The 22,564-nt window shown below is 65.4% G+C and carries 26 protein-coding genes and 1 riboswitch; of the genes, 13 read left to right on the forward strand and 13 right to left on the reverse strand.

The features are described from left to right. Positions 1-27: 27 nt before the first annotated feature. The 4 genes from DNX69_RS21190 to DNX69_RS21205 all read right to left on the reverse strand — a co-directional run bounded on the left by DNX69_RS21190 (position 28) and on the right by DNX69_RS21205 (position 3,108). Positions 28-1,017, reverse strand: coding sequence for an NUDIX hydrolase (locus tag DNX69_RS21190; protein WP_110787977.1), 990 nt, complete (start codon positions 1,015-1,017; stop codon positions 28-30). Beyond that, complete coding sequence (locus tag DNX69_RS21195; protein ID WP_110787978.1) at positions 1,014-1,520, reverse strand: tyrosine phosphatase family protein; 507 nt, start codon at positions 1,518-1,520, stop codon at positions 1,014-1,016. The genes DNX69_RS21190 and DNX69_RS21195 overlap by 4 nt, the downstream gene beginning before the upstream one ends. A 66-nt stretch (positions 1,521-1,586) precedes the next feature. Beyond that, the gene (locus tag DNX69_RS21200) at positions 1,587-2,204 is read right to left on the reverse strand and encodes a YfbR-like 5'-deoxynucleotidase (protein WP_110787979.1); all 618 of its coding nucleotides are present in this window, start codon (positions 2,202-2,204) and stop codon (positions 1,587-1,589) included. Between the two features lie 46 nt (positions 2,205-2,250). Next, a complete protein-coding gene (locus tag DNX69_RS21205; protein WP_110787980.1) occupies positions 2,251-3,108 on the reverse strand; it encodes a LysR substrate-binding domain-containing protein in 858 nt (285 codons plus the stop codon). A 130-nt stretch (positions 3,109-3,238) separates the two neighbouring features. On the opposite strand from DNX69_RS21205, the gene DNX69_RS21210 reads away from it, so the two are divergent. Together DNX69_RS21210 and DNX69_RS21215 are read left to right on the forward strand one after the other, a co-directional pair. Beyond that, positions 3,239-4,213, forward strand: coding sequence for a sodium-dependent bicarbonate transport family permease (locus DNX69_RS21210; RefSeq protein ID WP_110787981.1), 975 nt, complete (start codon positions 3,239-3,241; stop codon positions 4,211-4,213). Positions 4,214-4,224: 11 nt separating this feature from the next. Beyond that, positions 4,225-4,536: a P-II family nitrogen regulator gene (locus tag DNX69_RS21215; RefSeq protein ID WP_133256033.1), complete on the forward strand. Its 312-nt coding sequence runs from the start codon at positions 4,225-4,227 to the stop codon at positions 4,534-4,536. A gap of 29 nt (positions 4,537-4,565) precedes the next feature. Here the strand turns inward: DNX69_RS21215 and DNX69_RS21220 are convergent, their stop codons facing one another. Together DNX69_RS21220 and DNX69_RS21225 are read right to left on the reverse strand one after the other, a co-directional pair. Further along, positions 4,566-5,204 (reverse strand): DNA-3-methyladenine glycosylase I, encoded by a 639-nt coding sequence (locus DNX69_RS21220; RefSeq protein WP_110787983.1) that lies wholly within the window; start codon positions 5,202-5,204, stop codon positions 4,566-4,568. Next, on the reverse strand, positions 5,201-6,082 hold the full coding sequence (locus DNX69_RS21225) for a YgfZ/GcvT domain-containing protein (RefSeq protein WP_110787984.1): 882 nt from the start codon (positions 6,080-6,082) through the stop codon (positions 5,201-5,203). The genes DNX69_RS21220 and DNX69_RS21225 overlap by 4 nt, the downstream gene beginning before the upstream one ends. A gap of 147 nt (positions 6,083-6,229) precedes the next feature. On the opposite strand from DNX69_RS21225, the gene DNX69_RS21230 reads away from it, so the two are divergent. Further along, positions 6,230-7,564, forward strand: a complete 1,335-nt coding sequence (locus DNX69_RS21230; RefSeq protein WP_110787985.1) for a dihydroorotase — start codon at positions 6,230-6,232, stop codon at positions 7,562-7,564. A 186-nt stretch (positions 7,565-7,750) separates the two neighbouring features. Here DNX69_RS21230 and DNX69_RS21235 read toward each other — a convergent pair whose 3' ends face one another. Then, a complete protein-coding gene (locus tag DNX69_RS21235) occupies positions 7,751-8,512 on the reverse strand; it encodes a GntR family transcriptional regulator (RefSeq protein WP_165825302.1) in 762 nt (253 codons plus the stop codon). 150 nt (positions 8,513-8,662) lie between these two features. On the opposite strand from DNX69_RS21235, the gene DNX69_RS21240 reads away from it, so the two are divergent. From DNX69_RS21240 to DNX69_RS26380, 6 genes are all read left to right on the forward strand, one after another. After that, positions 8,663-9,670 (forward strand): ABC transporter substrate-binding protein, encoded by a 1,008-nt coding sequence (locus DNX69_RS21240; RefSeq protein ID WP_110787987.1) that lies wholly within the window; start codon positions 8,663-8,665, stop codon positions 9,668-9,670. 50 nt (positions 9,671-9,720) lie between these two features. Further along, positions 9,721-10,536: an ABC transporter ATP-binding protein gene (locus DNX69_RS21245; RefSeq protein WP_110788204.1), complete on the forward strand. Its 816-nt coding sequence runs from the start codon at positions 9,721-9,723 to the stop codon at positions 10,534-10,536. Then, the gene (locus tag DNX69_RS21250) at positions 10,529-11,413 is read left to right on the forward strand and encodes an ABC transporter permease (protein ID WP_110787988.1); all 885 of its coding nucleotides are present in this window, start codon (positions 10,529-10,531) and stop codon (positions 11,411-11,413) included. Before DNX69_RS21245 ends, DNX69_RS21250 begins: the two co-directional genes overlap by 8 nt. A 50-nt stretch (positions 11,414-11,463) precedes the next feature. Then, positions 11,464-13,764 carry a DUF3604 domain-containing protein gene (locus DNX69_RS21255; protein WP_165825303.1) on the forward strand — a complete coding sequence of 767 codons (2,301 nt, stop codon included), beginning with the start codon at positions 11,464-11,466 and terminating at the stop codon, positions 13,762-13,764. A 25-nt stretch (positions 13,765-13,789) separates the two neighbouring features. Next, positions 13,790-13,878: riboswitch (glycine riboswitch) on the forward strand. A gap of 149 nt (positions 13,879-14,027) precedes the next feature. Next, a complete protein-coding gene (locus DNX69_RS21260) occupies positions 14,028-15,263 on the forward strand; it encodes a D-amino acid dehydrogenase (RefSeq protein WP_110788205.1) in 1,236 nt (411 codons plus the stop codon). 244 nt (positions 15,264-15,507) lie between these two features. Beyond that, on the forward strand, positions 15,508-15,663 hold the full coding sequence (locus DNX69_RS26380; RefSeq protein ID WP_165825304.1) for a hypothetical protein: 156 nt from the start codon (positions 15,508-15,510) through the stop codon (positions 15,661-15,663). A gap of 23 nt (positions 15,664-15,686) precedes the next feature. Here DNX69_RS26380 and DNX69_RS21265 read toward each other — a convergent pair whose 3' ends face one another. The 4 genes from DNX69_RS21265 to DNX69_RS21280 all read right to left on the reverse strand — a co-directional run bounded on the left by DNX69_RS21265 (position 15,687) and on the right by DNX69_RS21280 (position 17,467). After that, positions 15,687-15,950: a hypothetical protein gene (locus DNX69_RS21265; RefSeq protein ID WP_110788206.1), complete on the reverse strand. Its 264-nt coding sequence runs from the start codon at positions 15,948-15,950 to the stop codon at positions 15,687-15,689. 130 nt (positions 15,951-16,080) lie between these two features. Further along, a complete protein-coding gene (locus DNX69_RS21270) occupies positions 16,081-16,458 on the reverse strand; it encodes a TIGR02301 family protein (protein WP_110788207.1) in 378 nt (125 codons plus the stop codon). Between the two features lie 62 nt (positions 16,459-16,520). Continuing rightward, positions 16,521-16,964, reverse strand: a complete 444-nt coding sequence (locus DNX69_RS21275; protein ID WP_110787990.1) for an NUDIX hydrolase — start codon at positions 16,962-16,964, stop codon at positions 16,521-16,523. Continuing rightward, positions 16,961-17,467: a hypothetical protein gene (locus DNX69_RS21280; protein WP_165825305.1), complete on the reverse strand. Its 507-nt coding sequence runs from the start codon at positions 17,465-17,467 to the stop codon at positions 16,961-16,963. Before DNX69_RS21280 ends, DNX69_RS21275 begins: the two co-directional genes overlap by 4 nt. Before the next feature lie 52 nt (positions 17,468-17,519). Between DNX69_RS21280 and DNX69_RS21285 the strand changes: the two genes are divergently transcribed. The 3 genes from DNX69_RS21285 to DNX69_RS26920 are packed head-to-tail and all read left to right on the forward strand — an operon-like array spanning position 17,520 to position 18,722. Beyond that, positions 17,520-18,293, forward strand: coding sequence for an SOS response-associated peptidase (locus DNX69_RS21285; protein ID WP_110787991.1), 774 nt, complete (start codon positions 17,520-17,522; stop codon positions 18,291-18,293). A 25-nt stretch (positions 18,294-18,318) separates the two neighbouring features. Beyond that, positions 18,319-18,549: a hypothetical protein gene (locus DNX69_RS26140; protein WP_133256034.1), complete on the forward strand. Its 231-nt coding sequence runs from the start codon at positions 18,319-18,321 to the stop codon at positions 18,547-18,549. After that, a complete protein-coding gene (locus DNX69_RS26920) occupies positions 18,546-18,722 on the forward strand; it encodes a type II toxin-antitoxin system RelE/ParE family toxin (RefSeq protein WP_165825306.1) in 177 nt (58 codons plus the stop codon). Before DNX69_RS26140 ends, DNX69_RS26920 begins: the two co-directional genes overlap by 4 nt. 122 nt (positions 18,723-18,844) lie before the next feature. Here DNX69_RS26920 and DNX69_RS21295 read toward each other — a convergent pair whose 3' ends face one another. Both DNX69_RS21295 and DNX69_RS21300 read right to left on the reverse strand, forming a co-directional pair. Next, a complete protein-coding gene (locus DNX69_RS21295; RefSeq protein WP_110787993.1) occupies positions 18,845-20,272 on the reverse strand; it encodes an FAD-binding oxidoreductase in 1,428 nt (475 codons plus the stop codon). 119 nt (positions 20,273-20,391) lie between these two features. Continuing rightward, positions 20,392-21,390: an L-threonylcarbamoyladenylate synthase gene (locus DNX69_RS21300; protein ID WP_110788209.1), complete on the reverse strand. Its 999-nt coding sequence runs from the start codon at positions 21,388-21,390 to the stop codon at positions 20,392-20,394. A gap of 230 nt (positions 21,391-21,620) precedes the next feature. Here DNX69_RS21300 and DNX69_RS21305 point away from each other — a divergent pair, with 230 nt between their 5' ends. Continuing rightward, positions 21,621-22,523, forward strand: a complete 903-nt coding sequence (locus tag DNX69_RS21305) for a helix-turn-helix domain-containing protein (protein WP_110787994.1) — start codon at positions 21,621-21,623, stop codon at positions 22,521-22,523. Positions 22,524-22,564: the final 41 nt, after the last annotated feature.

A 22,564-nucleotide genomic window follows, 5' to 3' on the forward strand; every position in this document is an offset into this window, starting at 1 on the left:
ACGGCGGGGCGTTTCGCATTGACTGAATTACCGCCGGCCGCGCACGCGCAGGCCGGGGGCGGGGCGTTCCTGCAGCACCTCGCGGCGGAAGCGGAACAGCGCGGCGGGGCGCCCGCCGGTTCGTGTCGACATCTCGCCGGTCGGTTCGACCAGCGCGCCGGCTTCCACTAGGCGGCGGAAGTTCTGCTTGTGCAAATGCCGGCCGGAGATCGCCTCGACGGTATGCTGCAATTCGGTGAGTGTGAACTCGGGCGGGAGAAGTTCGAACACCACCGGGCGGTATTTCAGTTTGGCGCGCAGCCGCGCGATCGCGGTGGCGAGGATTCGGCGGTGATCGAACCGCATTGCCACGCCGAGCATCGGCATTTTGCTCCGCGACAGCGCCGCGGGGCGGCCGTCGCGGCGCGCCTCCTCGATCAGCCCGGCCTCGTACAAGAGCTCGTAGCGGTCGAGCACGCGCTCCTCGTCCCACGGCGCGCCGTCGATCCCGAAGAACAGCCGCACGCGGTCCTTGCGCGCCAGCGCCCGCGCCGTATCCGGCTCCTCGGCCTGCGCCGCCCAGGCGGTGAGTTCGGGAATGATGTCGCGCGCGATGATCGCGGGCTGCTGCTCGCGCCAGTCTTCCCAGGGGAAGAAGCGGTACCACGGCTCGAAGGTGGCACCGGCGGCGCGGGCGGCGTTGTCGGCCGCGCGCGTCAGCGCCAGATAGCCGATCGAAGCGACGTGGACCTCGGTGTCGCTGGGCCGGGCATGACGGCCGCGGTCGCCGAAGGTGTAGAGCTGCTCGACATAGCCGAGCCGCAGCCCGGTCTGTTCTTCCACCCAGGCCCGCAAGCCGATTTCCAGGGTGCGGTGGGTGATGGCGTCGAACGGTCCATACGGCAGGCCGGCACCGCCGTTGCCGCCCGAGGCGGTCAGGATCATCGGCTCGTTGGCCTCGATCGCGACGATCGCCGCGGTCAGCCCGATCTCGATCGGCACCTTGGCCTTGTCGCTCGTCTCGGAGGGCAGGCTCATTCGAGGTCGACGCGGAACGGCACGCCCTCGATGCTGAGATCGCCGGGCCCGATCGCCTCCAGCGCGCGCAGCATCCGCCCCTCCCGCCCCAGCGCCCGATCGGCCAGCGCCACGATCAACCTGTTCGGCGAGGCGCAGGGCGAGGCCCGGCGGATCTGGCGGGCGATCGTCACCTCGTCGCGGTGTGGATTGAGCGCGCAGGCGGCTGCGAACGCGCTTGCGGTGGAGCGGCTGATGCCGGCGTAGCAATGCACCACCAGCGGCGCCGCGCGGTCCCAGCCCCGGACGAAATCCAGTAGCTGCGTGATGTGATCGAGCTTCGGCGCGTTGAAGCCGTCCATCACCTCGGTGATGTCGTCCATCTCGATGCGCAGATGGTTGGCCTCCAGCACCGTGGCCGGGCGCTGCACCTGGCCGACATTGGCCATCACCGAGAGCACATGGCTGGCCTCGGTGGTCGCAACGGTCGGATGCAGGGCTGCGAGCGAGCAGACGTGAATCATGGGCCTTTCCGAGATTGGCGCAATCCTAATCCTGCGCCGCGAGCGGTGAAAGCGCGATGACGGGACTCAATCCTGCAGGCTCTGGAACCGGGCTAGCAGCCGCTTTTCGGCCTTTCCGGCCGGCCACGGCGTCAGATAGTCCTCGACCATCGCCTCCGGCAGCCCCGGATCGTTACCGAACAGCCGCTTGGCCTCGGTCTTGGTGAAACCGGCGAGATGAATGGCTTCGAGGTAGGCGGAGCCGCGATCGGCGGCCTTGATCTGGCGTTCGATCGCTTCGTCCAGCACCGCTGGCAGGCCGAAGCGGATGTGGATCGCGCCGAGCAGCCGCCTTTCGACCCGCTTGTAGGATTCGCCGATCACCGCCTTGAACGGCGAGATCATGTCGCCGATCACGTATTCCGGGGCGTCGTGCAACAGCGCGGCGAGCCGCAGCCTGGCGTCGATCCGCGGGTTCTTCTCGCGCATCACCGCCTCCACCAGCAGGGTGTGCTGAGCCACCGAAAAGATGTGCGCGCCGCTGGTCTGGCCGTTCCACCGCGCCACCCGGGCGAGGCCGTGGGCGATGTCGGCGAACTCCACGTCGAGCGGCGAGGGGTCCAGCAGATCGAGCCTGCGGCCGGACAGCATCCGCTGCCAGACGCGGGGCGAGGCTGCGCGCATTGCGGTTGGCGAATTCGTCATGGTTTCCTTGTTGCAGGGGGCGTGTCGGTCGCCGCTTCTTACGCTGTCAGCCGAGACAGCGCACGATGTGTTCGCTCAGCCGCTGCGCCGGCGGCGACAGATCGGACGCGTGAAGCAGCGCGATCTCGGTATCTTTGAGATCCGGGAGCGGCGCGCCGTCGATCGTATCGAGGTCGGCCGGCACCATGTCCTTGGGCAACACGGTGACGCCGAGGCCGGCCTTGACGGCGGCGAGCGAACCGGCGAGCGAACCGCAGGTATAGGCCACCCGCCACGGTCTCCGGGCGCGGTCGAGCGCGTCGACGGCGCGCTTGCGATAGACACACGGCGTCGGCGACACCACGAGCGGCAGCGGCCGACCGGTATCGATCGCCCGGCGATCGACGGTGACCCAGACCAGCGGTTCCCGCCAGACGCGGATGCCGCCGCCATTGTTCGTGCGCTCGCGCTTGACCAGCGCGAGGTCGAATGCGCCTTTGCCGAATTTATCGATGAGATGGAGCGTGAGGTCGCAGGTCACCTCCAGCGCCACCGCCGGATAGGCATGGGCGAACTGCGCCAACACGTCCGGGAGATGGCGGGTGGCGAAATCCTCGGGTGTGCCGAGCCGGACAACGCCGCGCATTTGCGGCTCGACCACGCGTGCCACCACCTCGTCGTTGAGCTCGAGCATGCGCCGCGCATAGCCGAGGAAGATCTCGCCTTCGGCGGTCAGCCGCACGCCCTGCGGACTGCGCTGCATCAGACTGTGGCCGAGCGCGTCTTCGAGGCGCTGCATTTGCAGCGACACAGTCGACTGCTGCAGCCGCAGCGATTGCGCGGCGCGCGTGAAATTGCCCATCGCCGCGATGGCGACGAAGGTGCGGACGAGGTCGAGATCAAGATTGGTCAGGCGGCGGGGCATCCGAGCATCATCAATTTATGCAATGTAACGATTTTATATTATCAATTTCAAAAATCATAGCCGCCGCCTTACGGAACCCCGACGTCATCGCTCCGGCCGCGAGCCGGGCGAAGTTGAAAGGGACCAACGCGTGCAAATCTTCGACCTCGCTTCTGCAAACCTGCTGTCGCCGATGGTGCTGTTCTTCGGCCTCGGCCTGATCGCGGCGTTGCTACGCTCCGATCTCGGCCTGCCCGAGCAGATCAGCAAGTTTCTGGCATTGTATCTGTTGATGTCGATCGGCTTCCGCGGCGGCGCCGAGGTCGCGCACCACGGCTTCAGCTCGCTCCTGGTGCTGACGATGATGGCCGGCGTGCTGCTGTCCGCCACCGTGCCGATCATCGCCTATATCATCCTGCGCCGGATCTGCGGCCTCGACTCAGTCGACGCCGCCGCGGTAGCCGGCCATTACGGGTCGATTTCGGCGGTGACGTTTCTCGCCGTCACCGGTGCGCTCACCCAACTGTCGATCCCGTTCGACGGCTGGCTGGTAGCAGTCGCGGCGGCGATGGAAACGCCGGCGATCTTCACTGCGCTGATGATCGCGCACGGCCGCAGCGGCGACCATGCGTCCTCCGAACGCAGCGTGTTTCGGGAGATCGCGCTGCACGGCTCGATCGTGATGCTGGTCGGTGCCTTCGTGATCGGCGCCATCAGCGGCAACTCCGGCATGACGATGCTGAAGCCCTTCGTCAGCGACCTCTTTCCCGGGCTGCTCTGCCTGTTCCTACTCGATCTCGGCCTGGTCGCCGGCCGCTGGCTGACGCGGGGCTGGAGTGAGCTGTCCCCGGCCACCACGGCGTTCGGTTTGGTGATGCCGCTGATCGGTGCGGCCCTGGCCAGCGTGGTGGCCATGGCGCTCGGCCTGTCCAGCGGCAGCGCCGCGGTGCTGATCACGCTGACGGCGTCGGCGTCCTACATCGCGGCGCCGGCGGCGATGCGGCTGGCGCTGCCGCGCGCCAATCCGGCGATCGCGCTGACGCTGTCGCTCGGCATTACCTTCCCGTTCAACCTCATCGTCGGCATCCCGCTCTACATCGCGCTGGCGACTCATCTGACGAAGTGAAGGAGGCTGCGATGGAAACCCACCTGAAGAAACGAGTCGAAATCTTCATCGAGGCGCCGCTGCTGCGGCGGGTGGTGGCGCGCTTCGACTCGCTACGCGTCTCCGGCTACAGCGTGCTGCCGGTGCTGGCAGGTAACGGTCACGAAGGCCGCTGGGAGGCGAGCGGCCTCGTGGGCGACGCCGGCAAGATGATGGCGGTGATTTGTATCCTCGATCCCGCCGACCTGCCGCTGCTGCTCGACGGCATCTACCCGATCGTCCAGCGCCAGATCGGCATTCTGGCGATCAGCGACGTCGAAGTCGTGCGCAACGCGCATTTCTGAGCTCGTCCTGCGGACGAGCCGCGCGAGGGCTACCGGCGTGGCGGCGACGTTTTTCGCCGCGCCGGTTTCTTGATCTGCCCGCAGGTGGCGTGACAGTGGCAATCGACCAGATGGTCGTTGACCATTCCGACCGCCTGCATGAAGGCGTACACGATCGTCGGGCCGACGAATTTGAAGCCGCGTCCCGCCAGCTCTTTGGAGATTTTCACCGACAGCGGCGTCGAGGCCGGCACGCCCGCGGTGGTCTTGAAGCTGTTGACCTTCGGCTCGCCGCCGACGAAGTCCCACAGCAGTTTCGAGAAGCCCGGGCCTTCTTCCTGGATCTTGAGCCATGCCTTGGCGCTGCCGATCGTGCCTTCGATCTTGGCGCGGTTGCGGACGATGCCGACGTCGTTCATTAGCGCCGCGATCTTGTCGGCGTCGTAGCGGGCGATCTTCTCGGGATCGAAATCGTCGAAGGCGCGGCGGAAATTGTCGCGCTTGCGAAGGATGGTGATCCACGACAGCCCGGCCTGGAAACCGTCGAGGATCAGCTTCTCGTACAGTGCGCGGTCGTCGTATTCCGGCACGCCCCATTCGGTGTCGTGATAGGCGACGTAAAGCGGATCGTCGCCCGGCCACGGACAGCGCACGAGGCCGTCGGCACCGATGCGTGCGGCGCGGGTCATGGTGCGGTCTTCCGCTGTGCCTGCGTCAGCTCATCGGGATCGGCGATCTGCAAGCTCACGACGCCTGCGTGGAGCGGCAGCGACGCTTCGCGTGCCTCGGCGACGCGGTCGATCCGCAGCAGCGCCAGCCCGCGGCCGGTTGCCGACGATCCCATGGTGCCGACGCTCTTGTCGCCGGCGGTGATGTCGCTGCCGGGCTGCGGCGCGGCGCCGTCGAAGGTGACGCGCACGATTCGGGTGCGCGCGGTGCCGCGATGGTGCATCCGCGACACCACTTCCTGGCCGATGTAGCAGCCCTTGTTGAAATCGACGCCGGACAGCCGATCCATATTGGCCTCGTGCGGAAACGCGTCCGCATAGCCGAAATCGACGCCGCCGGCCGGGACGCCGCAGGCAATCCGGTGCGAGTCGTAGTCGTCCGCCGTCGCCAGCATCGCGCCGAGCGCTTCGGTAGTGGCCTTGGCCAGGATCTCCGGCACCAGGATGCGCCAGCCGAGCTGCTCGCCGCGCGGATCGCGGAAGCCCATCTCCGGCGGCTGCGATGGTTCGCCGCCCCACAGCGCCAGCACGCCGAGCCGGTCCGACAGGTTCTCGATCAGCACCTTGGCGCGCAGCTTGTAGAATTTCAGCTTGGTGGCCAGCGCGTCTGTGAGCGGTTTCGGACAATCCAGCAGGAAGCCGCCGTCGTCTTCAGCCGGCAGCTCGGTGATCAGGAAATCGGTGACGATCTTGCCCTGCGGCGTCAGCAGCGCGCCGAACCGGCCGGCGCCGGGTGCGAGCTTGGTGAGATCGGTGGTGACCAGTCCGTTCAGCAGATGCCGCGCGTCGGGCCCGCTGATCTTGAGAACGCCACGGTCGGCGAGGAAGGCTGCCTGCATTGATTTCTCTCGTGACGCCGGCCGGAAACATCCTTGCGTTAACGGTCCGGCCGACTAAGACATCTCAAAGTAGGCGGCCGGGCGCTGGTCAACAAGGCTTAGCAAGACTCGCGCCGTTTCGCTCCAAAACGGGCACCCGAGGACGTCATGACTGGCACATTCGACACCATTCTGAAGGGCGGCACCATCGTCAACCAGGACGGCGAAGGCGTCGGTGACATCGGCATCAAGGACGGCCGCATCGCTGCGCTGGGCTCGCTCGGCGCCGAAAAAGCCGGCGAAACGATCGATTGCCGCGGCCTGCACGTCCTGCCGGGCGTGATCGACACCCAGGTGCATTTCCGCGAGCCCGGCCTCACCCACAAGGAAGATCTCGAAACCGGCTCGCGCAGCGCCGTGATGGGCGGCGTGACCGCGGTGTTCGAGATGCCGAACACCAATCCGCTGACCATCACCGAGGAGACCTTCACCGACAAGGTGAAGCGCGCCGAGCATCGCATGCACTGCGACTTCGCGTTCTTCATCGGCGGCACCCGCGACAATGTCGAAGACCTGCCAAAGCTCGAGCGCGCCCGCGGCTGCTGCGGCGTCAAGGTGTTCATCGGCTCGTCGACCGGCAGCCTCTTGGTCGAGGACGACCCGAGCCTGAAGCGCATCCTGTCGGTGATTCAGCGCCGCGCCGCGTTTCACGCCGAGGACGAGTATCGCCTCAACGATCGCAAGGGCGAACGGATCGAGGGCGATCCGCGGTCGCATCCGGTGTGGCGCGACGACGTTGCAGCCTTGCAGGCGACGCAGCGGCTGGTCGCGATCGCGCGCGAGACCGGCAAGCGTATCCATGTGCTGCACGTCTCGACCCGGCAGGAGATGGAGTTTCTGCGTGAGCACAAGGATGTCGCGTCGGTCGAAGTGACGCCGCATCATCTGACGCTGGTGGCGCCGGAGTGCTACGAGCGGCTCGGCACCAAAGCGCAGATGAATCCGCCGGTGCGCGATGCCTGGCACCGCGACGGCATCTGGCACGGGCTGGCGCAGGGCGTGGTCGACGTGCTCGGTTCCGATCACGCGCCGCATACGCTGGAAGAAAAGGCCAAGACCTATCCGGCCTCACCCTCGGGCATGACCGGCGTGCAGACCTTGGTGCCGACCATGCTGGACCACGTCAATGCCGGCCGGCTGTCGCTGGCGCGCTTCGTCGATCTCACCAGCGCCGGCCCGGCGCGCTTGTTCAACATCGCCTGCAAGGGCCGCATCGCCGCGGGCTTCGATGCCGACTTCACGGTGGTGGATCTCAAGCGCAGCGAGACCATCACCAACGACTGGGTCGCCTCGCGCGCCGGCTGGACGCCGTATGACGGGGTGCGCGTCACTGGCTGGCCGGTCGGCACCTTCGTGCGAGGCGCCAAGGTGATGTGGCAGGGCGAACTGACCACCCCGTCGCGCGGCGAGCCGGTGCGGTTTCTGGAGACGCTGAAGCCGTAGGCGCGCATAATAAGTACAGCCTCATGGTGAGGAGCCTGCGGAGCTCGAAGAGAGTAGCCCGGGCGTCTCGAACCATGCGCCGCATGCACCCTGTGGCTTCATCCTTCGAGACGCCTCGGCTTCGCCCTGCGGGCAATGCCGCGGCTCTTCAGGATGAGGACTTCGCGTGTGAAAACCGCCGAAAGCCTACCCCGGCACGTCGATCGTGGTGTTGAACACCACGAGATCGCCGCGGTAGAGACCGGTCGAGTAGAACACGATCTCGTCCTTGCGGTTGGTGATCAACCGCCGCACCTCCGCGACCGGCGCGTTCACCGGAATCCCCAAGTGTCGGGCGACCGCGAGGTCGGCCGAGGTGATGCGGACCGATTGCTTCATTCGCTTCAGCTTGGCGCGTGACACTTTCGTCAAGTGCGGGATGATCATCTGGCGATCGAAGGTGTCCGGATCGCGGTTGTAGTAATCGTTGGCCAGATACACGTCGTTGACGCAATACGGCTCGTCATAGGCGCGATGGATCCGCTTCATGTAGCGGTAGTCCTTGAAATGCTTCTCCGGCTCGTCGACGGCGGGCGGCAGCGCGCAGCTCTTCACCACCTCGATCGACTCGGCACTGTTGCCGTCCAGCGTCGACAAGAGATAGTTCCAATCCGAATCCAGAGCGATCGTCTTCCGCGGCTTGACCTGGTCGGCCACGAAAGTGCCCTTGCCCTGGATCGCGACGATCAGCCCCTTGGCCGACAGCACGCCGAGCGCCTGACGGATGGTGACCCGCGCCACGTCGTAACGCTCCGACAGTTCGGCAATGGTCGGCAATTGCCCGCCGGTCGGCCAGCGGCCTTCGTAGATTTCGGTCTCCAGCAGGTTGGACAGCGACACGTAGAGCGGCTGCTGCGTCTCGTTCAGGCGCTGCCGGATGTCCCCGACTTCTGCTGCCATGCCAGTCATCGACCGCCTCATTTCCTTGCACACCCCCGCTGATCCTGCGGGAAACCGCCCAATTTGCGGAACTCATCCGCCTGAAAAATGATCTTGTGTGCTGGTCAACCAGCACACTAGTCTTTGCTCATCGGCAACGCTTATCACGGGAGTGCGGACATGAAAACCAGATCGGTCGGCAGATTGGGGCTGAAGCTGCTCGCCGGGCTGTTCGCCAGCACGGCAGCGCGTGCGGAACTCGGCCAGGTGCGCGTCGCGACCCAGATCGGTCTCGCCTATCTGCCGCTGATTGTGATGGAGCACGACAAGCTCTGGGAAAAGAAGGCCGCCGAAAAGGGCGTGCCGTTGAAGGTCGAGTATCTGCGGCTTGGCGGCGGATCGCCGCTCAACGATGCGCTCTTGTCGGACTCGGTGCAGGTCGCCTCCGCCGGCCTAGCGCCGCTGCTGACGCTGTGGGATCGCACCAAGACCAACTACAAGGTCAAGGGCCTGTCGGCGGTCGCATCCGCGCCGATGTATCTGCTGACCAACAATCCCAACGTCAAGACCATCAAGGATTTCACCCCGGCGGACCGCATCGCGGTGGCGAGCGTGAAGATCTCGATCAACGCCATCGTCCTCAACATGGGCGTCGAAGAGGCGTTCGGCGCCGGCAAGGCCAACGCGCTCGACGACATCCAGGTGGCGATGGCGCATCCGGAAGCCTACGCGGCGCTGACCACCAAGGCCGGCGGCATCACCGGCTACATGGCGACCTCGCCGTTCCAGGAGCGGGCGCTGATGCAGCCCGGCATTCACAAGGTAGCGGATTCGTTCAGCATCCTCGGCGGTCCGTCGACCTTCAGCGTGGCCTACGCGAAGTCTGATTTCGTGAACGGCAATCCGAAGCTGGTGGAAGCCTTCATCGAAGCCCAACGCGAGGCGGTCAAGCTGATCGCAACGGATCGCGCCAAGGCGATCGACGAGTATCTCGCGGTCACCAACGACAAGACCGACCGCAAGCTGATCGAGACCATCCTGGCATCCCCCGAATACGATTTCGATGTCGTGCCCAAGGCGACGATGCCGATGGCGGGCTTCATGCAGCGCACCGGCATCCTGAAGTCGGCGCCGGCGTCGTGGAAGGATTACTTCTTCGACACCATGAAGAACGAGAAGGGCAGCTGATGCCCGCCGCCGCCCTTCGTTCCGAGCTCAATGACCCCACGGACATGCTGATGACTACGCCAGCCCGCCCGGCCGATCCAACGACTGCCGCATCCGAGGTTCTGCTGTCGGCGCGCGACGTCACGCTGCAATACAAAACGCCGGACCATCTGGTGACGGCGACCTGGCGGGTGTCGTTTGATGTCCATGTCGGCGACCGGTTCGTGCTGCTCGGGCCGTCGGGCTGCGGTAAATCCACCTTGCTGAAATGCGTCGGTGGCTTCCTGCCGCCGGCCGAGGGGCGCGTCTGGCTGGCCAACAAGGAAATTACCGAGCCCGGTCCGGACCGGATGATGGTGTTCCAGGAGTTCGACCAGCTGCTGCCGTGGAAGACCGTGCTCGAGAACGTGATGTATCCGATGCAGGTCAGCCGCCGCTTTCCCAAGTCGGAAATCCGTAGCCGTGCACTTCAGTGCATCGAGAAGATCAACCTGGCGAAATTCACCGACGCCTATCCGCACATGCTGTCCGGCGGCATGAAGCAACGCGTCGCCATTGCACGGGCGCTGGCGATGGAGCCGGCGATGCTGCTGATGGACGAGCCGTTCGCCTCGCTGGATGCGCTGACGCGCCGCGCGATGCAGCTCGAAGTGCTGCGGCTGTGGGACGAGACGGCGTTCACGATGCTGTTCGTCACCCACTCGATCGAAGAAGCACTGATCATCGGCACGCGCATCCTGGTGCTGTCGCCGCATCCCGGCCAGGTCCGCGCCGAGCTCGACGCCACCGGGCTCGGACCGGATGCGGTCTCCACCCGCAAATTCCAGGATCTGCAGCGCGAGATAGAAGACATGCTGTTCAACAGTGGGGAGCCCGCCCATGACTGACATCGCTCAATCGGCGCTGCTGCCGCGCCCCAATGTCTATCGCCAACCCGACGCCAACGACGCCAAGACCGGCGACATCAGCAAAGTGCTGCCGCTGTGGGAGCGGCTGCGCAGCAACACGATGTTCCGCCGCGGCGCGATCCTGGTCCTGCTCGCCGCCGCCTGGCAGGGCTACGCCACGTATCTGCAGAACGACCTGCTGTTGCCGAGCTTCTGGGCGTCTCTGACGGCGTTGTACGACGCCTTCGTGCACGGTCCGCTGTTTTGGCGGATGCTGTATTCGATCCAGGTGCTGCTCACCGGCTACATCATCGGCGCAGTGCTGGCTGGCGTGCTGGTGTCGCTCGCGGTCTCGACCAAATGGGGCAGCGATCTGCTCGCGACGCTGACCGCGATGCTCAATCCGCTGCCGGCGATCGCGCTGCTGCCGCTGGCGCTGCTGTGGTTCGGCCTCGGCATGTCCAGCATGGTGTTCGTCATCGTGCATTCGGTGCTGTGGGCGGTGGCGCTGAATGCGCAGACCGGGTTTCAGTCGGTCAGCGAGACGCTGCGGATGGCCGGGCAGAATTTCGGCCTGCGAAACCTGCGCTACATCTTGGGCATCCTGGTCCCCGCGGCGTTTCCGTCGATCCTCAACGGCCTCAAGATCGGTTGGGCCTTCGCCTGGCGCACGCTGATCGCCGCCGAGCTGGTGTTCGGTGCGACCTCGCGCTCCGGCGGCATCGGCTGGTTCATTTTCGAAAACCGCAACTCGCTGGAAACCGCCAACGTGTTCGCCGGCCTGCTGACGGTGATCGTCATCGGCCTTCTGGTCGACGGCCTGATCTTCCGCGCCATCGAACGCCGCACCGTGCGCCGCTGGGGCATGCAGCGATGAACCTGCACCGCCCCGCTCATTTCGACGCTTCGCAGACTTCAGGCTCAGACATGACGACAAAACTTGCACCCGCCCGCACCTGCCATTCCGTGCTGGCCAACTGGATGCCGGAAGTGACGCCGGTGGCGGCTGCGGATGCCGGCTCGGTAACGATCGACAACACCGGTCCGTTCGTCGCTGGCAGCTATCAGCGCTTCACCATGACCTACACGGCAGGTCGTTACGGCATCGACGACTCAGGTTGCCTGAAAATCTGCTATCGCTTCGCGTCCGACATGGGCCGTCCGCAGTTCACCGATCCGGCGGCGCCGAACTACGTCAAGGTCACGGCCTCGAACGGCGCGACGCTCGATGTGCGGTTCGACTATAAGCAGAACACGCGGCCGTGGGACCGCACTATCTACATCAAGATCGTCGCCGGCTTCATGAAAGAAGGCGACACCATCCGTATCGAGTTCGGCTCTGACCCGCGCGGGCCGGGCATCCGGATGCAGACCTTCGTCGATCCGGAATTCGGCTTCCGCGTGCTGGTCGATCCGATCGCGACCTACACTTTCGTGGACGTGCCGAGCGTGCCGGTGATGCCGATCGTCGCCGGACCGGCGGCGCGCTGGCATGCGGTGCTGCCCACCTGCCGGGCGATCGGCGATGAATTCAGCCTCGGCATCCGTGCCGACGACATGTGGGGCAACCCGACCACTACGCGCGGCGTCGAGCAAGTTCAGCTCTTATGTCGCGGTGCCATCGACGGTCTGCCGCAGACTGTGCCGTTCAATCCGGCTGCGCCGGCGACGGAGATCACGGGCCTGCGCGCGAACCAAGCTGGCCGCATGTCGGTCGATCTTGTCGCTGACGGCCGCACGCTGACCAGCTCCAATTTGCTCGTCGTCGAGCCGGAGCTGAAGCTGCGTCCCTATTGGGGCGACCTGCATGCGCAGTCCGGCGAAACCATCGGTTCGGGCTCGGCGCACGACTACATGACCTATGCGCGGGACTGCGCCTTCCTTGATGCGATCGGGCACCAGGGCAACGATTTCCAGATCACCGGCCAGTTCTGGGAAATCCTCAACGGTCTGATGCGCGACTGGAACGAGCCTGGGCGCTTCGTCACCATTCCAGGCTATGAATGGTCGGGCAACACCTCGCTCGGCGGCGACCGCAACGTGTTTTATCGCACCGAGGATCGCGTCATCCATCGCTCCTCCCACGCGCTGGTGCCGGAGCGGAGTGATGCCGACACCGATTGCTGGGATGCGCGGGCGCTGTTCGAAGCGCTGGAGCCAAAGGCTGCCGACACCGTGGTATGGGCGCATTGCGGCGGGCGCTACGCGGATATCAAATATGCGCATCACCACGCGCTGGAGCGATCCGTCGAGGTGCATTCGAGCTGGGGTACATTCGAATGGCTGGCGGCGGACGCGTTCGAGAACGGCTACCGTGTCGGCATCGTCGCTAACAGCGACGGTCACAAAGGCCGCCCCGGCTACGAACCGCCCGGCGCGTCGATGTTCGGCGCGCTCGGCGGCCTCACCTGTTACTGGCTGCCGGAACTGACGCGCGATGCGATGTTCGACGCGCTGCAGGCGCGGCATCACTACGCCACCACGGGCTCCCGCATGCACATGACGGTGCAGAGCTGCTTCGATCAGCCGGTCACGGTGTGGACCGACGATCTACGCATCGCCGGCGCGCGGCAGGCTGCTGCAACGTCGGTGATGATGGGCGACATCGTCACCGGCGCCCCTGACACGGTCGAGTTCGATTTCTGCATCGAGGCGGCATCTCCGATCCTCGACGTCGAGATCCGCCGCGGCACCGAAGTGCTCGAGGTCATCCGTCCGCACACCGCGTCGCCGCTCGGCACGCGGTGCCGGATCGAATGGAGCGGCGCCGAATATCGTGGCCGCGCCCGGCAAACGATCTGGGACGGAGCGTTGAAGGTCGCGGGCGCCGAGATCACGGCGTTCGAGCCGATCAACTTCTTCAATCCGGACCGGCCGCTGCGGCAGGTGTCGCCGCACGAACTGGCGTGGCAGTCGATCACCACCGGCAACTTCGCCGGCGTCGACCTGTCGCTGTCGTCGACGGATGCGGTGATCGAGATCACCACGCCGCTCGGAACGTTCAAACATACGCTGGCCGAGTTGACCCATGAGCCGGTCGTGCATCGGCTCGGCAAGCTCGGCCGCGAGCTGCGGCTGTCTCGGGAGCCTGATCGTTACGATCAACACGCCTTGAAACTACGCCGTTCGATTGCAATGTGCGTCGGCGACAACCCGATCTGGCTGCGTGCGACGTTTGCAGACGGGCACCAGGCGTGGTCTAGTCCTATCTATATTGTGCGCGACTGAAAGGAGGACGCTACCAGTTTACAAGCTACGCGATGCGGGAGAGTCCGGCCGAACGGCCGGCGCCGAAGGAGCAACACCCCGGAAACTCTCAGGCACAAGGACTGTATCGCGCAATGATCTGGAGAGAGACGCTTAGCTGCGTCCACCGAAGGGGAAGGTCGGCCATCGCCGGCTAAGCTCTCAGGTAAAGCGAACAGATGGGGCCGCTGCCGAGCTCGCTCGGCGACACCAACTCCCAGATCAACTTCGATGCGAGTCCCATCATGTCCAAGATCGCCATTATCGGCGCCGGCATCACCGGCGTGACAACGGCGTTCGCCCTGCGCGAACGCGGCCACAAGGTCACTGTGTTCGACCGCCATCGCTACGCCGCGATGGAGACCTCCTACGCGAATGGCGGTCAGTTGTCGGCGAGCAACGCAGAAGTCTGGAATAACTGGGCGACGGTGCGGAAGGGAATCGGTTGGCTGCTCCGCAAGGATGCGCCGCTGTCGCTCGACCTCAGGCCGAGCTGGCACAAATACTCCTGGCTGACCGAGTTTCTGGTCGGCATCCGGAATTACGAGAAGAACTCGATCGAGACCACACGGCTGGCGATCGAAGCGCGGCAGCACCTCCTCCGCATGGCCGAGACAGCGGCGATCGACTTCGACATAGAGACCCGCGGCATCCTGCACGTCTATCACGATGCGCATGATTTCGAGCAGGCGGCGAAGTCCAACAAAATGCTGCAGGCGGGCGGGCTCGATCGCAGGCCGGTGGGCGCCGAGGAGATCCGGACGATCGAACCGGCGCTGAGCGGGAAGTACCATGGCGGATTCTACACGCCGTCGGATTTCAGCGGCGACATCCATAAGTTCGTGACTGGACTGACCGCCCATTGCGCGCGCACCGGCGTCGAGTTTCGGCTCGGCACCAACGCCGAAGTCATGGCCGAGCGGCACGGCGGCGTCCGCGTCGAGTGGTCACCGGAGCCGGTCGGTTCTGCCGACCGCTTCGCGCTGCAGGAGAGCTTCGACGCGGTGGTGATCTGCGCCGGCGTGGAGAGCCGGCATCTGGCGATGACGCTGGGAGATCGGGTGAACATCTATCCGGTGAAGGGCTATTCGATCACCGTGCAGCTCGACAGTCTGTCCGACCAGACCGCAGCGCCGCGCGTCAGCCTGCTCGACGAGCGCGCCAAGATCGTCACCAGTCGGCTCGGTTCGGATCGTTTTCGTGTCGCAGGAACTGCCGAAATCAACGGCTTCAACCGCGACATCCGATCGGACCGAATCAGGCCGTTGGTCGATTGGGTCGAGCGGAACTTCCCCGGGATCAGTACGCGCCGTGTCGTACCATGGGCCGGGCTCCGGCCGATGATGCCGGATATGATGCCGCATGTCGGCCGCGGTCGCCGCAAGGGCGTGTTCTACAACACCGGCCACGGTCACCTCGGCTGGACGCTGTCGGCCGCGACCGCCGAGCTGATCGCGATGCAGGTCGGTCCGGCCCACTGAGGCTGGTCCGCCGCAGCCTGTGCGCCGTGTCGTTTTGCCCTCGGCTCCGGGGAACTCCGGTGGGGTATTTTGCGTATCCCTCGCGCGATCATCTTCAGCGATGATCGGAGCCAGAACGATTCGGTCGCGCGGGGAGCGCGGCAGGACGGTTGGTTAACAGGAAAGCAACTTAACGGGCGCAGCATTTCGCGTCGCACGATCGCCGGGATCGTCGATTGACCGATACGCCGAAGGGGGATTCCAGATGGAAGCTCAGAAGACCGCGGTCGAAGCGATCGTCGCATTGACCGGATACGACCGTTCCGTGGTGGCCGAATTCATTCGCCGGTTCTATCTCGCCGGCGTCCGCGATCCGAAGCGGCTGACGTTCAAAGGTCTGCAGGCATTTGCCCGGACCTGAGCCGTCTCGCGAAGTGATTCGCGTTACTGCTTGGCCAGACCGATCGAGAACTCGCCGTTGAGCACGCGGCCGGGAAGGCCTTCGACGAATTTTGCGACCGCGTCTTCGCCATAGGTCGCGACCAGCTCGGCGAAGGCCGTGAACAGGCTGGCTTGCGCCAGACAATCGCCGTCAACCCCTTCGTGCAGGGCTTCGGCCCATGCCTCGCTGAGATAGTTGAGGGCGGTTTGCTTCTGCTCTCGGTCGGATTGGACGTCGTGATCGGTCGGGTAAGTCGTGAGGCTCATGAACTTCAGCATGCTCGGCGCGCTCCCCCAGCGAAGCGCGGTGGGATAGTGTTAGCACGCGGGTGCTGAACGCCTAGGCAGTTCTTTAGGAAAGGTTAACGGCCCTGTTGAAATCCGGTCGCAGGAGCCGTCAGTTCGCGTACCGCGCGGTGAGGTCGCGCGACAGCTTCGAGCCCTCCTCCAGATACCGCCGGACGGCCACGGTCGCGGCCGGCGTGCAGGTCCGGTAGGTCTGCTGGAATCCGTTATAGCCTCGGTTGAAGGCCGCGATCAGCCGGGTCCGGCGCTCCCCGGACGGGGTCTCGGCATCGATCAGCGCCTGCATCTCGTTGCGCCATTTCGGCCCATCGTTGCCGCCGCAGATCCCGCGCAAATAATGCAAGGTCCCCAGAATTTCCGCGAGCCGCTGCAATTCGGCGTCGAACGGCGCCGCGCCGTCCTGGGCGCGCGCGGGCGCGAGCCCGCAGCAGGCCAGGATCATCAGCACGGCAAGCGAACGCTTCAGCATGGCCGGCCTGATAGGCCGTTTCATCGGCCGCAGCAAGGCATCGGCGGGCCCTGGCGGCGCCATCAGGTTCCAATCAGAGCGCGGGCGTCCGCAACCAGCTCGGCTAGCCCCTCGGTGGTCGAGAAAGTGGCTAGGTCGGCGGGGTCGATCCAGCGCGCGTCCTCCAGTTCCTCGTTGAGCTGCGGCTCCCCGCCCGCCCAGCGCGCGGCGAACACCATGATGACGTAATGCCCGGCCGCACTGGCGGGGGAGGGCACCACCTCGCGGCGACCTGCAAGCCCGACGATCTCGATCGAGAGCGCGGTTTCTTCGGCGACTTCCCGAGCCACCGCCTGTTCCAGCGTTTCACCAAATTCGACCCGGCCGCCCGGCAGCGAATACAGCCCTTTGGCGGGCGCTCGCGCGCGGCGAGCCAGCAACAGTCGGCCGTCGCGGAAGATCGCGGCGCTGACGGCGAGTTGCGGATGACGCGGCTGCGCCGGGGCTGCTTCGGTCACGGCTGTCAATGCGCCATGATGTAGTCGACGTCGGCTTCGCTGCCCTGGCCGTTGATGATGCCGCCGGCGCGGCCGATCAGCGGCTTGATCCAGCCGACCGCACTCTCGGCCAGCTTCGCCCGGGTGTCATTCTGCGAGGCTTGGCGCATCGCCTCGCCGACCGCGGTGAGGATCGTCGTCATGTTGTTGGTGATGTCGTCGAAATCCGATCTTATTCCGGGATCGGCCGTGTCATAGGCTTCGATCGCGAGATCACGAGCCTTGAAATTCGACGCCTTGAAGTGTTCCGCGTAGGAGAGAGGATGCCACGACAGGAAGTCTTCGGAGCACTCCGGCATGTCCGGAATCATTTCGAGCAGCATCACGGCTTCGTTGAAATGATTCAGGTAGTCGGTCGCGAGGCCGGTCTTCGGGTTGATATTGGCCGCAGCAAACTGAGCTGCGCGCGCCTCGTCGTATCGGGCGGGCGCACTGTGTGCAGCTGTGGATTCACTCGACGCCATCGGCGGCATTTTTGTTTACCGAAATTAACAAGAACTGAACACGCCACCGGATCCTGACAGCATGTGTGGACGCTTCGTGATCACTTCGGCCCCCGCCGCTATCCGACAGCTCTTTGGCTACGCCGACCAGCCTAATTTTCCGTCACGCTACAACGTTGCGCCGACCCAGCCGATTCCCGTGGTGATCGTCGATCAGGGGGCGCGCCGGTTCCGGCTGATGCGCTGGGGGCTGATCCCGTCCTGGGTGAAGGACCCGCGGACGTTTTCGCTGCTGATCAATGCCCGCGCCGAGACGGTGCAGGACAAGCCGGCATTCCGCAATGCGTTCAGGCGCCGGCGCTGTCTGGTTCCGGCCGATGGCTACTACGAGTGGAAACCCGGCGGTTCGCGCAAGCAGCCGTATTTCATCCACCCGGCCGGCGGCGGGCCGATCGGATTTGCGGGGCTGTGGGAGACCTGGATCGGGCCGAACGGCGAGGAACTCGACACCGTAGCGATCGTCACCACTGCGGCGCGCGGCCGCCTCGCCGAGCTGCACGACCGCGTTCCGGTGACGATCGCGCCGGATCATTTCGCGCGCTGGCTGGAGACCGACGAAACCGACTCCGGGGCGGTGATGGCGCTGCTGCGCGCCCCGGCAGACAGCGAGTTCGTCTGGCACCCGGTCTCGACCGCGGTCAACCGCACCACCAACGATAACCCGCAGCTGATCCTGCCGATCGCCGCAGAAGAGGTCGAGGCTCCGCGGCCGGCCGTTGCAAAGCCGGCGCCGCCGAAGCGCGCCGCGCGGGTCAAGGTCGCCGGCGACGACGGCGGGCAGGGATCGTTGTTCTGAGCGGCCAACATGGTAGGATCGACCCATGACGGACGAGCAGGTCAAAGAGATTTTGGAACGCGTACTCAGTTGGCCGCGCGCACGCCGCGAGGACGCGGCGCAGCTGCTGCTCGCGTTGGAAGCGCGCGAGGGCGAATTCTATCAGCCTGACGACGACGAGTGGGCCGCGATTCAAGAAGGATTGGCTCAAGCCCGTCGCGGCGAATTCGCTTCTGCCGACGAAATTGCGGCGCTGCTGTCGCCGCCCCGCGCGTGACCGTCCGGTTCACCCGGCGAGCAACCGAAGATCTTCGTGAAATCCTCGACTATTTGAGCGCGCGTAATCCTGCTGCGGCCGATCGAGTTCGACAGTCCGTTGCGGCGACGGTCCGATTGATTGCGGACCGTCCTCATATTGGACTGCGCAACTCCAGAGCGCCGGCGCTGTGAAGCTGCCTCGTCGGTCGTTATCCCTACCGCGTTCACTATTCCGTCGAGAACGCGGAGGTTTGGATCATTCACATCCGGCATTCGGTGCGCCGTCCGTTTGACCCGGACCATTCCGACTGAAGCTATACCACCTTGCCGGGATTCATGATGCCGTGCGGGTCGAGCAAGGCCTTGATCGACCGCATCAGCTCGATCGCGGTCTTGTCTTTCACTTCGGCAAGTTCGTCGCGCTTCATCACGCCGATGCCGTGCTCGGCCGAGATCGAGCCGCCGAGTCCGAGCACCACCTCGAACACCACTTGGCTGACGTCGTGCCAGCGCGCCAGGAACTCGGCCTTGTCGGCGCCGACCGGTTGGCTGACATTGTAGTGGATGTTACCGTCGCCGAGATGGCCGAACGGCACCGGGCGGGCGCCAGGAATCAGCTTCACAACCGCGGCGTTGGCTTGTTCGATGAACTGCGGCACGGCCGCGACCGGCACTGAGATATCGTGCTTGATCGAGCCGCCTTCCGGCTTCTGCGCCGGCGAGATCTCCTCGCGCAGCTTCCAGAACGCCTGCTGCTGCTGCACCGAACTTGCGATCGCAGCATCTACCACGATGCCGTCTTCGAAGCCGCGCTCGAGGATCGATTCCAGCGCGGTGCGGGCATCGTCGCGCGGCAAGGACAATTCGATCAGCACGTACCACGGATAGCGCGCTTCGAGCGGGTCGCGGTTGTTGGCGTGGCGCACCGAGAAGTCGAGCGGGGTCTCGGCGATCAGTTCGAAGCTGGTCAGATTGCCGGCGGCTTCTCCTTGCGCGATGCCGAGCAGCTTCAGCGCGTCGTCCGGCGATTGCAGCCCAACGAACGCGGTCTCGACGGCGCGCGGCTTCGGGAACAGTTTCAGGGTTGCCGCAGTGATGATACCGAGCGTGCCTTCGGCACCGATGAACAGATCGCGCAGATCGTAGCCGGTGTTGTCCTTCTTCAGCTTGGACAGCAGGTTCAGCACCCGTCCATCAGCGAGCACGACCTCGACGCCGAGCGCCATGTCGCGTGCCAGGCCATATGCGAGTGCTGCGGTGCCGCCGGCATTCGTCGAGAGGTTGCCGCCGATCGTGCAGCTGCCCTGGGCGCCGAGCGACAGAGGGAACAGCCGATCGACCTCCGCGGCCTTCTCCTGCGCGCGCTGCAGGATGACGCCGGCTTCGACCGTCATGGTGTTGGACGAGGTGTCGATCTCGCGGATCTTGTCCATCCGCTTCAGCGAAATCACCACCTCGCCATTGTGCGGGGTCTGGCCGCCGACGAGGCCGGTGTTGCCGCCTTGCGGTACCAGTGCAACGCGCGCTTCGTTCGCCAGCTTGCAGATCGCCACCACCTCCTCGGTCGAGCCCGGGCGCAGCACCAGCGGCGAGTGGCCGCGATACAGATTGCGCTCCTCGGTGATGTAGGCTTCGAGCTCGAGAGGATCGGTCAGCGCATGCTTGTCGCCGACGATCGCGGTGAAGCGTGCGATCAGTTCGGGTGAGAGAGAAGCGGGCGAGAGCGGGCTGACGATATTCATGGTGTTTCCTCTTCCCTGTCGTTGCGAGGAACGAAGCGAACCGACGCGAAGCGCGTCTTAGACGCGGTTGGATCGGTTCGTTTCGCGTCCGATGACGTCGCGATGGATTTGTTGGTTGGTCATGGGCGCGGCGCCGCTGCACGGCGCAGGCGATCGTTGATCGCTTCGCCGAGGCCGTGAGCCGGGATTGGCATCACCGCGATGCCGCGGGCGCCGCGATCGTCGAGCGTGCGCAGTGCGCCGAACAGCTGCGCCGCGGCTTCGGTGAGGTCGCCGCGCGGCGACAGGTTGTGCACCGCGACGGCGGTGTCGGCACCCGGCAGCGAATCTGGGCCGAAGGCTAGCAACGCTTCACCCCGCTTTACCTCGGTCGCGTTCAGCCGCACCGTTGCGCGCGGCGCATAGTGCGACGCCAGCATGCCGGGAGCGAGTGGCGCGTGATCATCGGCGTTGTTCGTTGCCGCTGGTGCGCCTAGCTCGTGACCGAGCACACGCTCGATCGCCTCGCGCGGCACGCCGCCGGGGCGCAGCAACACTGGTGTACCAAGGCAACTGACGATCGTCGATTCGACACCGACCATCACCGGTCCGCCATCGACGATAACATCAATGCGGCCGTCGAGATCTTCGGCGACATGCGCGGCCGTCGTCGGCGAGACGTGACCGGACCGGTTGGCGGAGGGCGCCACCACGGGACCGCCGAAGGCGCGCAGCAGCGCCTGGGCCACCGGATGTGACGGGACGCGGACCGCGACGCTGTCCAGGCCGGCGGTGGCGAGATCGCATACCGAACAATGCTTCGCCTTCGGCAGCACGAGCGTCAGCGGGCCCGGCCAGAACGCTTCTGCAAGGCGCGAAGCCGCGGCATCGAACCGCGCGATGGCGCGCGCAGCTTCTAGATCAGCCACGTGCGCGATCAGCGGATTAAACGACGGCCGGCCTTTAGCTGCGTAGAGCTGCGCCACGGCTTCGGCGTTGGCCGCATCGGCGCCCAGCCCATACACGGTCTCGGTCGGGAACGCGACCAGCCCGCCGCCGCGCAGAGCGCGCGCGGCTTCGTCCGCATCGGTCGCGGCGAGCCTTTTGGTGATCAGGTCGAGCATCATTTCGGGTTTCATATCGCAATTCGCGCGGATGCGAAGCAGCAAAGTCGACGCGCTGTATTGCATCGCGGTGCAGCTACGTGGCACGATCTTGTTGCCCGTGCCTTCGCGGAGACCGCGAATCCGGCCGCTCCGCGCGCGAAAACCCAAGGAAAATCGTGGGTTGGAACTGCTCCGCGGCGCCGCGACTTGCAAGCCACTCTGATATGGAGTGAGGTGGCCCGTTCAAACAGGCGACCCATCCGATGCATCTCAATCCCCTCCGTCACGCCGAACGCGTCACCGGCCGAAGGCAATCCGCCCTGATCGACCTGTGGTCGACCACGGGCTTTGCCGCCGCGGTGAGCGAGGTGACGGGGCCGCATATCTACGAGTTCGGCGAGCTGCCGGTGCCGACCGTCGCAATTACGCTGTACGACGTCCGCCGCCACGTGCTGATGGAGAACGGCAAGGTGCGCCGCGACGCACCGGTGCGGTCGGGGCGGTTCCGCATCGGCCAGCCGGGCCGCCGCGTGGTGGTGGACGCGATTCCGGATACCCAGTGGGGCAAGCTGCTGCTGCTGTATCTCGGTGAGCCGTTGCTTAGGGAAGTCGGGGCTTCGCTCGGGTCCGCGGGTCCGATCAGCTTGCGCGACACCGCCTGGGACATCGACGATCCGCTGCTGGAGGTCTCCGCCAAACGCTTGGTCGAGGCGAGCGATAGCGGCGACCGGCCGAATGCGCTCCTCGCCGAGCAATTGGCCTATACGCTGGCGCTGCATCTGACCGATCGCTATTCGGCGCCGCGCGGCGCGACGGCGGACCAATCTGCGCCGCTCGAAGCGCCGGTGCGTGACCGCATCGCCGAATTCGTGCGGGCTGATCTCGGCGCCCCGATCACCTTGGCCGCAATGGCCGAAGTCGCGGGCATGAGCCCGTCCACTTTCATTCGCAGTTTCAAGCGCTCCACCGGAATGACGCCGCATCGATTCGTGGTGGAGCAGCGCGTCGCCGCCGCCCGCCGGTTGCTGGAGACGTCCGACCTGCCGATCGTCGAGATCGCGCTCGGGGTCGGCTTCTCGTCGCAATCGCATTTCGGCGTCGCGTTTCGTCAGGTGACCGGCGAAAGCCCGGCCCGGTATCGCCGGTCTCAGCGCGGCCGCGAGTAATTTTCCGACAGAAAGCTGTCAGCTCCATAGGGAACTGATAA

Source organism: Rhodopseudomonas palustris (assembly GCF_003226555.1).
Lineage (GTDB): Bacteria > Pseudomonadota > Alphaproteobacteria > Rhizobiales > Xanthobacteraceae > Rhodopseudomonas > Rhodopseudomonas palustris_I.

Coding starts and splice junctions, on each gene's coding strand:
- DNX69_RS21190 (WP_110787977.1), bottom strand. CDS start 1,017: ATGAGCCTGCCCTCCGAGACGAGCGACAAGGCCAAGGTGCCGATCGAG.
- DNX69_RS21195 (WP_110787978.1), bottom strand. CDS start 1,520: ATGATTCACGTCTGCTCGCTCGCAGCCCTGCATCCGACCGTTGCGACC.
- DNX69_RS21200 (WP_110787979.1), bottom strand. CDS start 2,204: ATGACGAATTCGCCAACCGCAATGCGCGCAGCCTCGCCCCGCGTCTGG.
- DNX69_RS21205 (WP_110787980.1), bottom strand. CDS start 3,108: ATGCCCCGCCGCCTGACCAATCTTGATCTCGACCTCGTCCGCACCTTC.
- DNX69_RS21215 (WP_133256033.1), top strand. CDS start 4,225: ATGGAAACCCACCTGAAGAAACGAGTCGAAATCTTCATCGAGGCGCCG.
- DNX69_RS21220 (WP_110787983.1), bottom strand. CDS start 5,204: ATGACCCGCGCCGCACGCATCGGTGCCGACGGCCTCGTGCGCTGTCCG.
- DNX69_RS21225 (WP_110787984.1), bottom strand. CDS start 6,082: ATGCAGGCAGCCTTCCTCGCCGACCGTGGCGTTCTCAAGATCAGCGGG.
- DNX69_RS21230 (WP_110787985.1), top strand. CDS start 6,230: ATGACTGGCACATTCGACACCATTCTGAAGGGCGGCACCATCGTCAAC.
- DNX69_RS21235 (WP_165825302.1), bottom strand. CDS start 8,512: ATGACTGGCATGGCAGCAGAAGTCGGGGACATCCGGCAGCGCCTGAAC.
- DNX69_RS21240 (WP_110787987.1), top strand. CDS start 8,663: ATGAAAACCAGATCGGTCGGCAGATTGGGGCTGAAGCTGCTCGCCGGG.
- DNX69_RS21245 (WP_110788204.1), top strand. CDS start 9,721: ATGACTACGCCAGCCCGCCCGGCCGATCCAACGACTGCCGCATCCGAG.
- DNX69_RS21250 (WP_110787988.1), top strand. CDS start 10,529: ATGACTGACATCGCTCAATCGGCGCTGCTGCCGCGCCCCAATGTCTAT.
- DNX69_RS21255 (WP_165825303.1), top strand. CDS start 11,464: ATGACGACAAAACTTGCACCCGCCCGCACCTGCCATTCCGTGCTGGCC.
- DNX69_RS21260 (WP_110788205.1), top strand. CDS start 14,028: ATGTCCAAGATCGCCATTATCGGCGCCGGCATCACCGGCGTGACAACG.
- DNX69_RS26380 (WP_165825304.1), top strand. CDS start 15,508: ATGGAAGCTCAGAAGACCGCGGTCGAAGCGATCGTCGCATTGACCGGA.
- DNX69_RS21265 (WP_110788206.1), bottom strand. CDS start 15,950: ATGAGCCTCACGACTTACCCGACCGATCACGACGTCCAATCCGACCGA.
- DNX69_RS21270 (WP_110788207.1), bottom strand. CDS start 16,458: ATGCTGAAGCGTTCGCTTGCCGTGCTGATGATCCTGGCCTGCTGCGGG.
- DNX69_RS21280 (WP_165825305.1), bottom strand. CDS start 17,467: ATGCCGCCGATGGCGTCGAGTGAATCCACAGCTGCACACAGTGCGCCC.
- DNX69_RS21285 (WP_110787991.1), top strand. CDS start 17,520: ATGTGTGGACGCTTCGTGATCACTTCGGCCCCCGCCGCTATCCGACAG.
- DNX69_RS26140 (WP_133256034.1), top strand. CDS start 18,319: ATGACGGACGAGCAGGTCAAAGAGATTTTGGAACGCGTACTCAGTTGG.
- DNX69_RS21295 (WP_110787993.1), bottom strand. CDS start 20,272: ATGAATATCGTCAGCCCGCTCTCGCCCGCTTCTCTCTCACCCGAACTG.
- DNX69_RS21300 (WP_110788209.1), bottom strand. CDS start 21,390: ATGAAACCCGAAATGATGCTCGACCTGATCACCAAAAGGCTCGCCGCG.
- DNX69_RS21305 (WP_110787994.1), top strand. CDS start 21,621: ATGCATCTCAATCCCCTCCGTCACGCCGAACGCGTCACCGGCCGAAGG.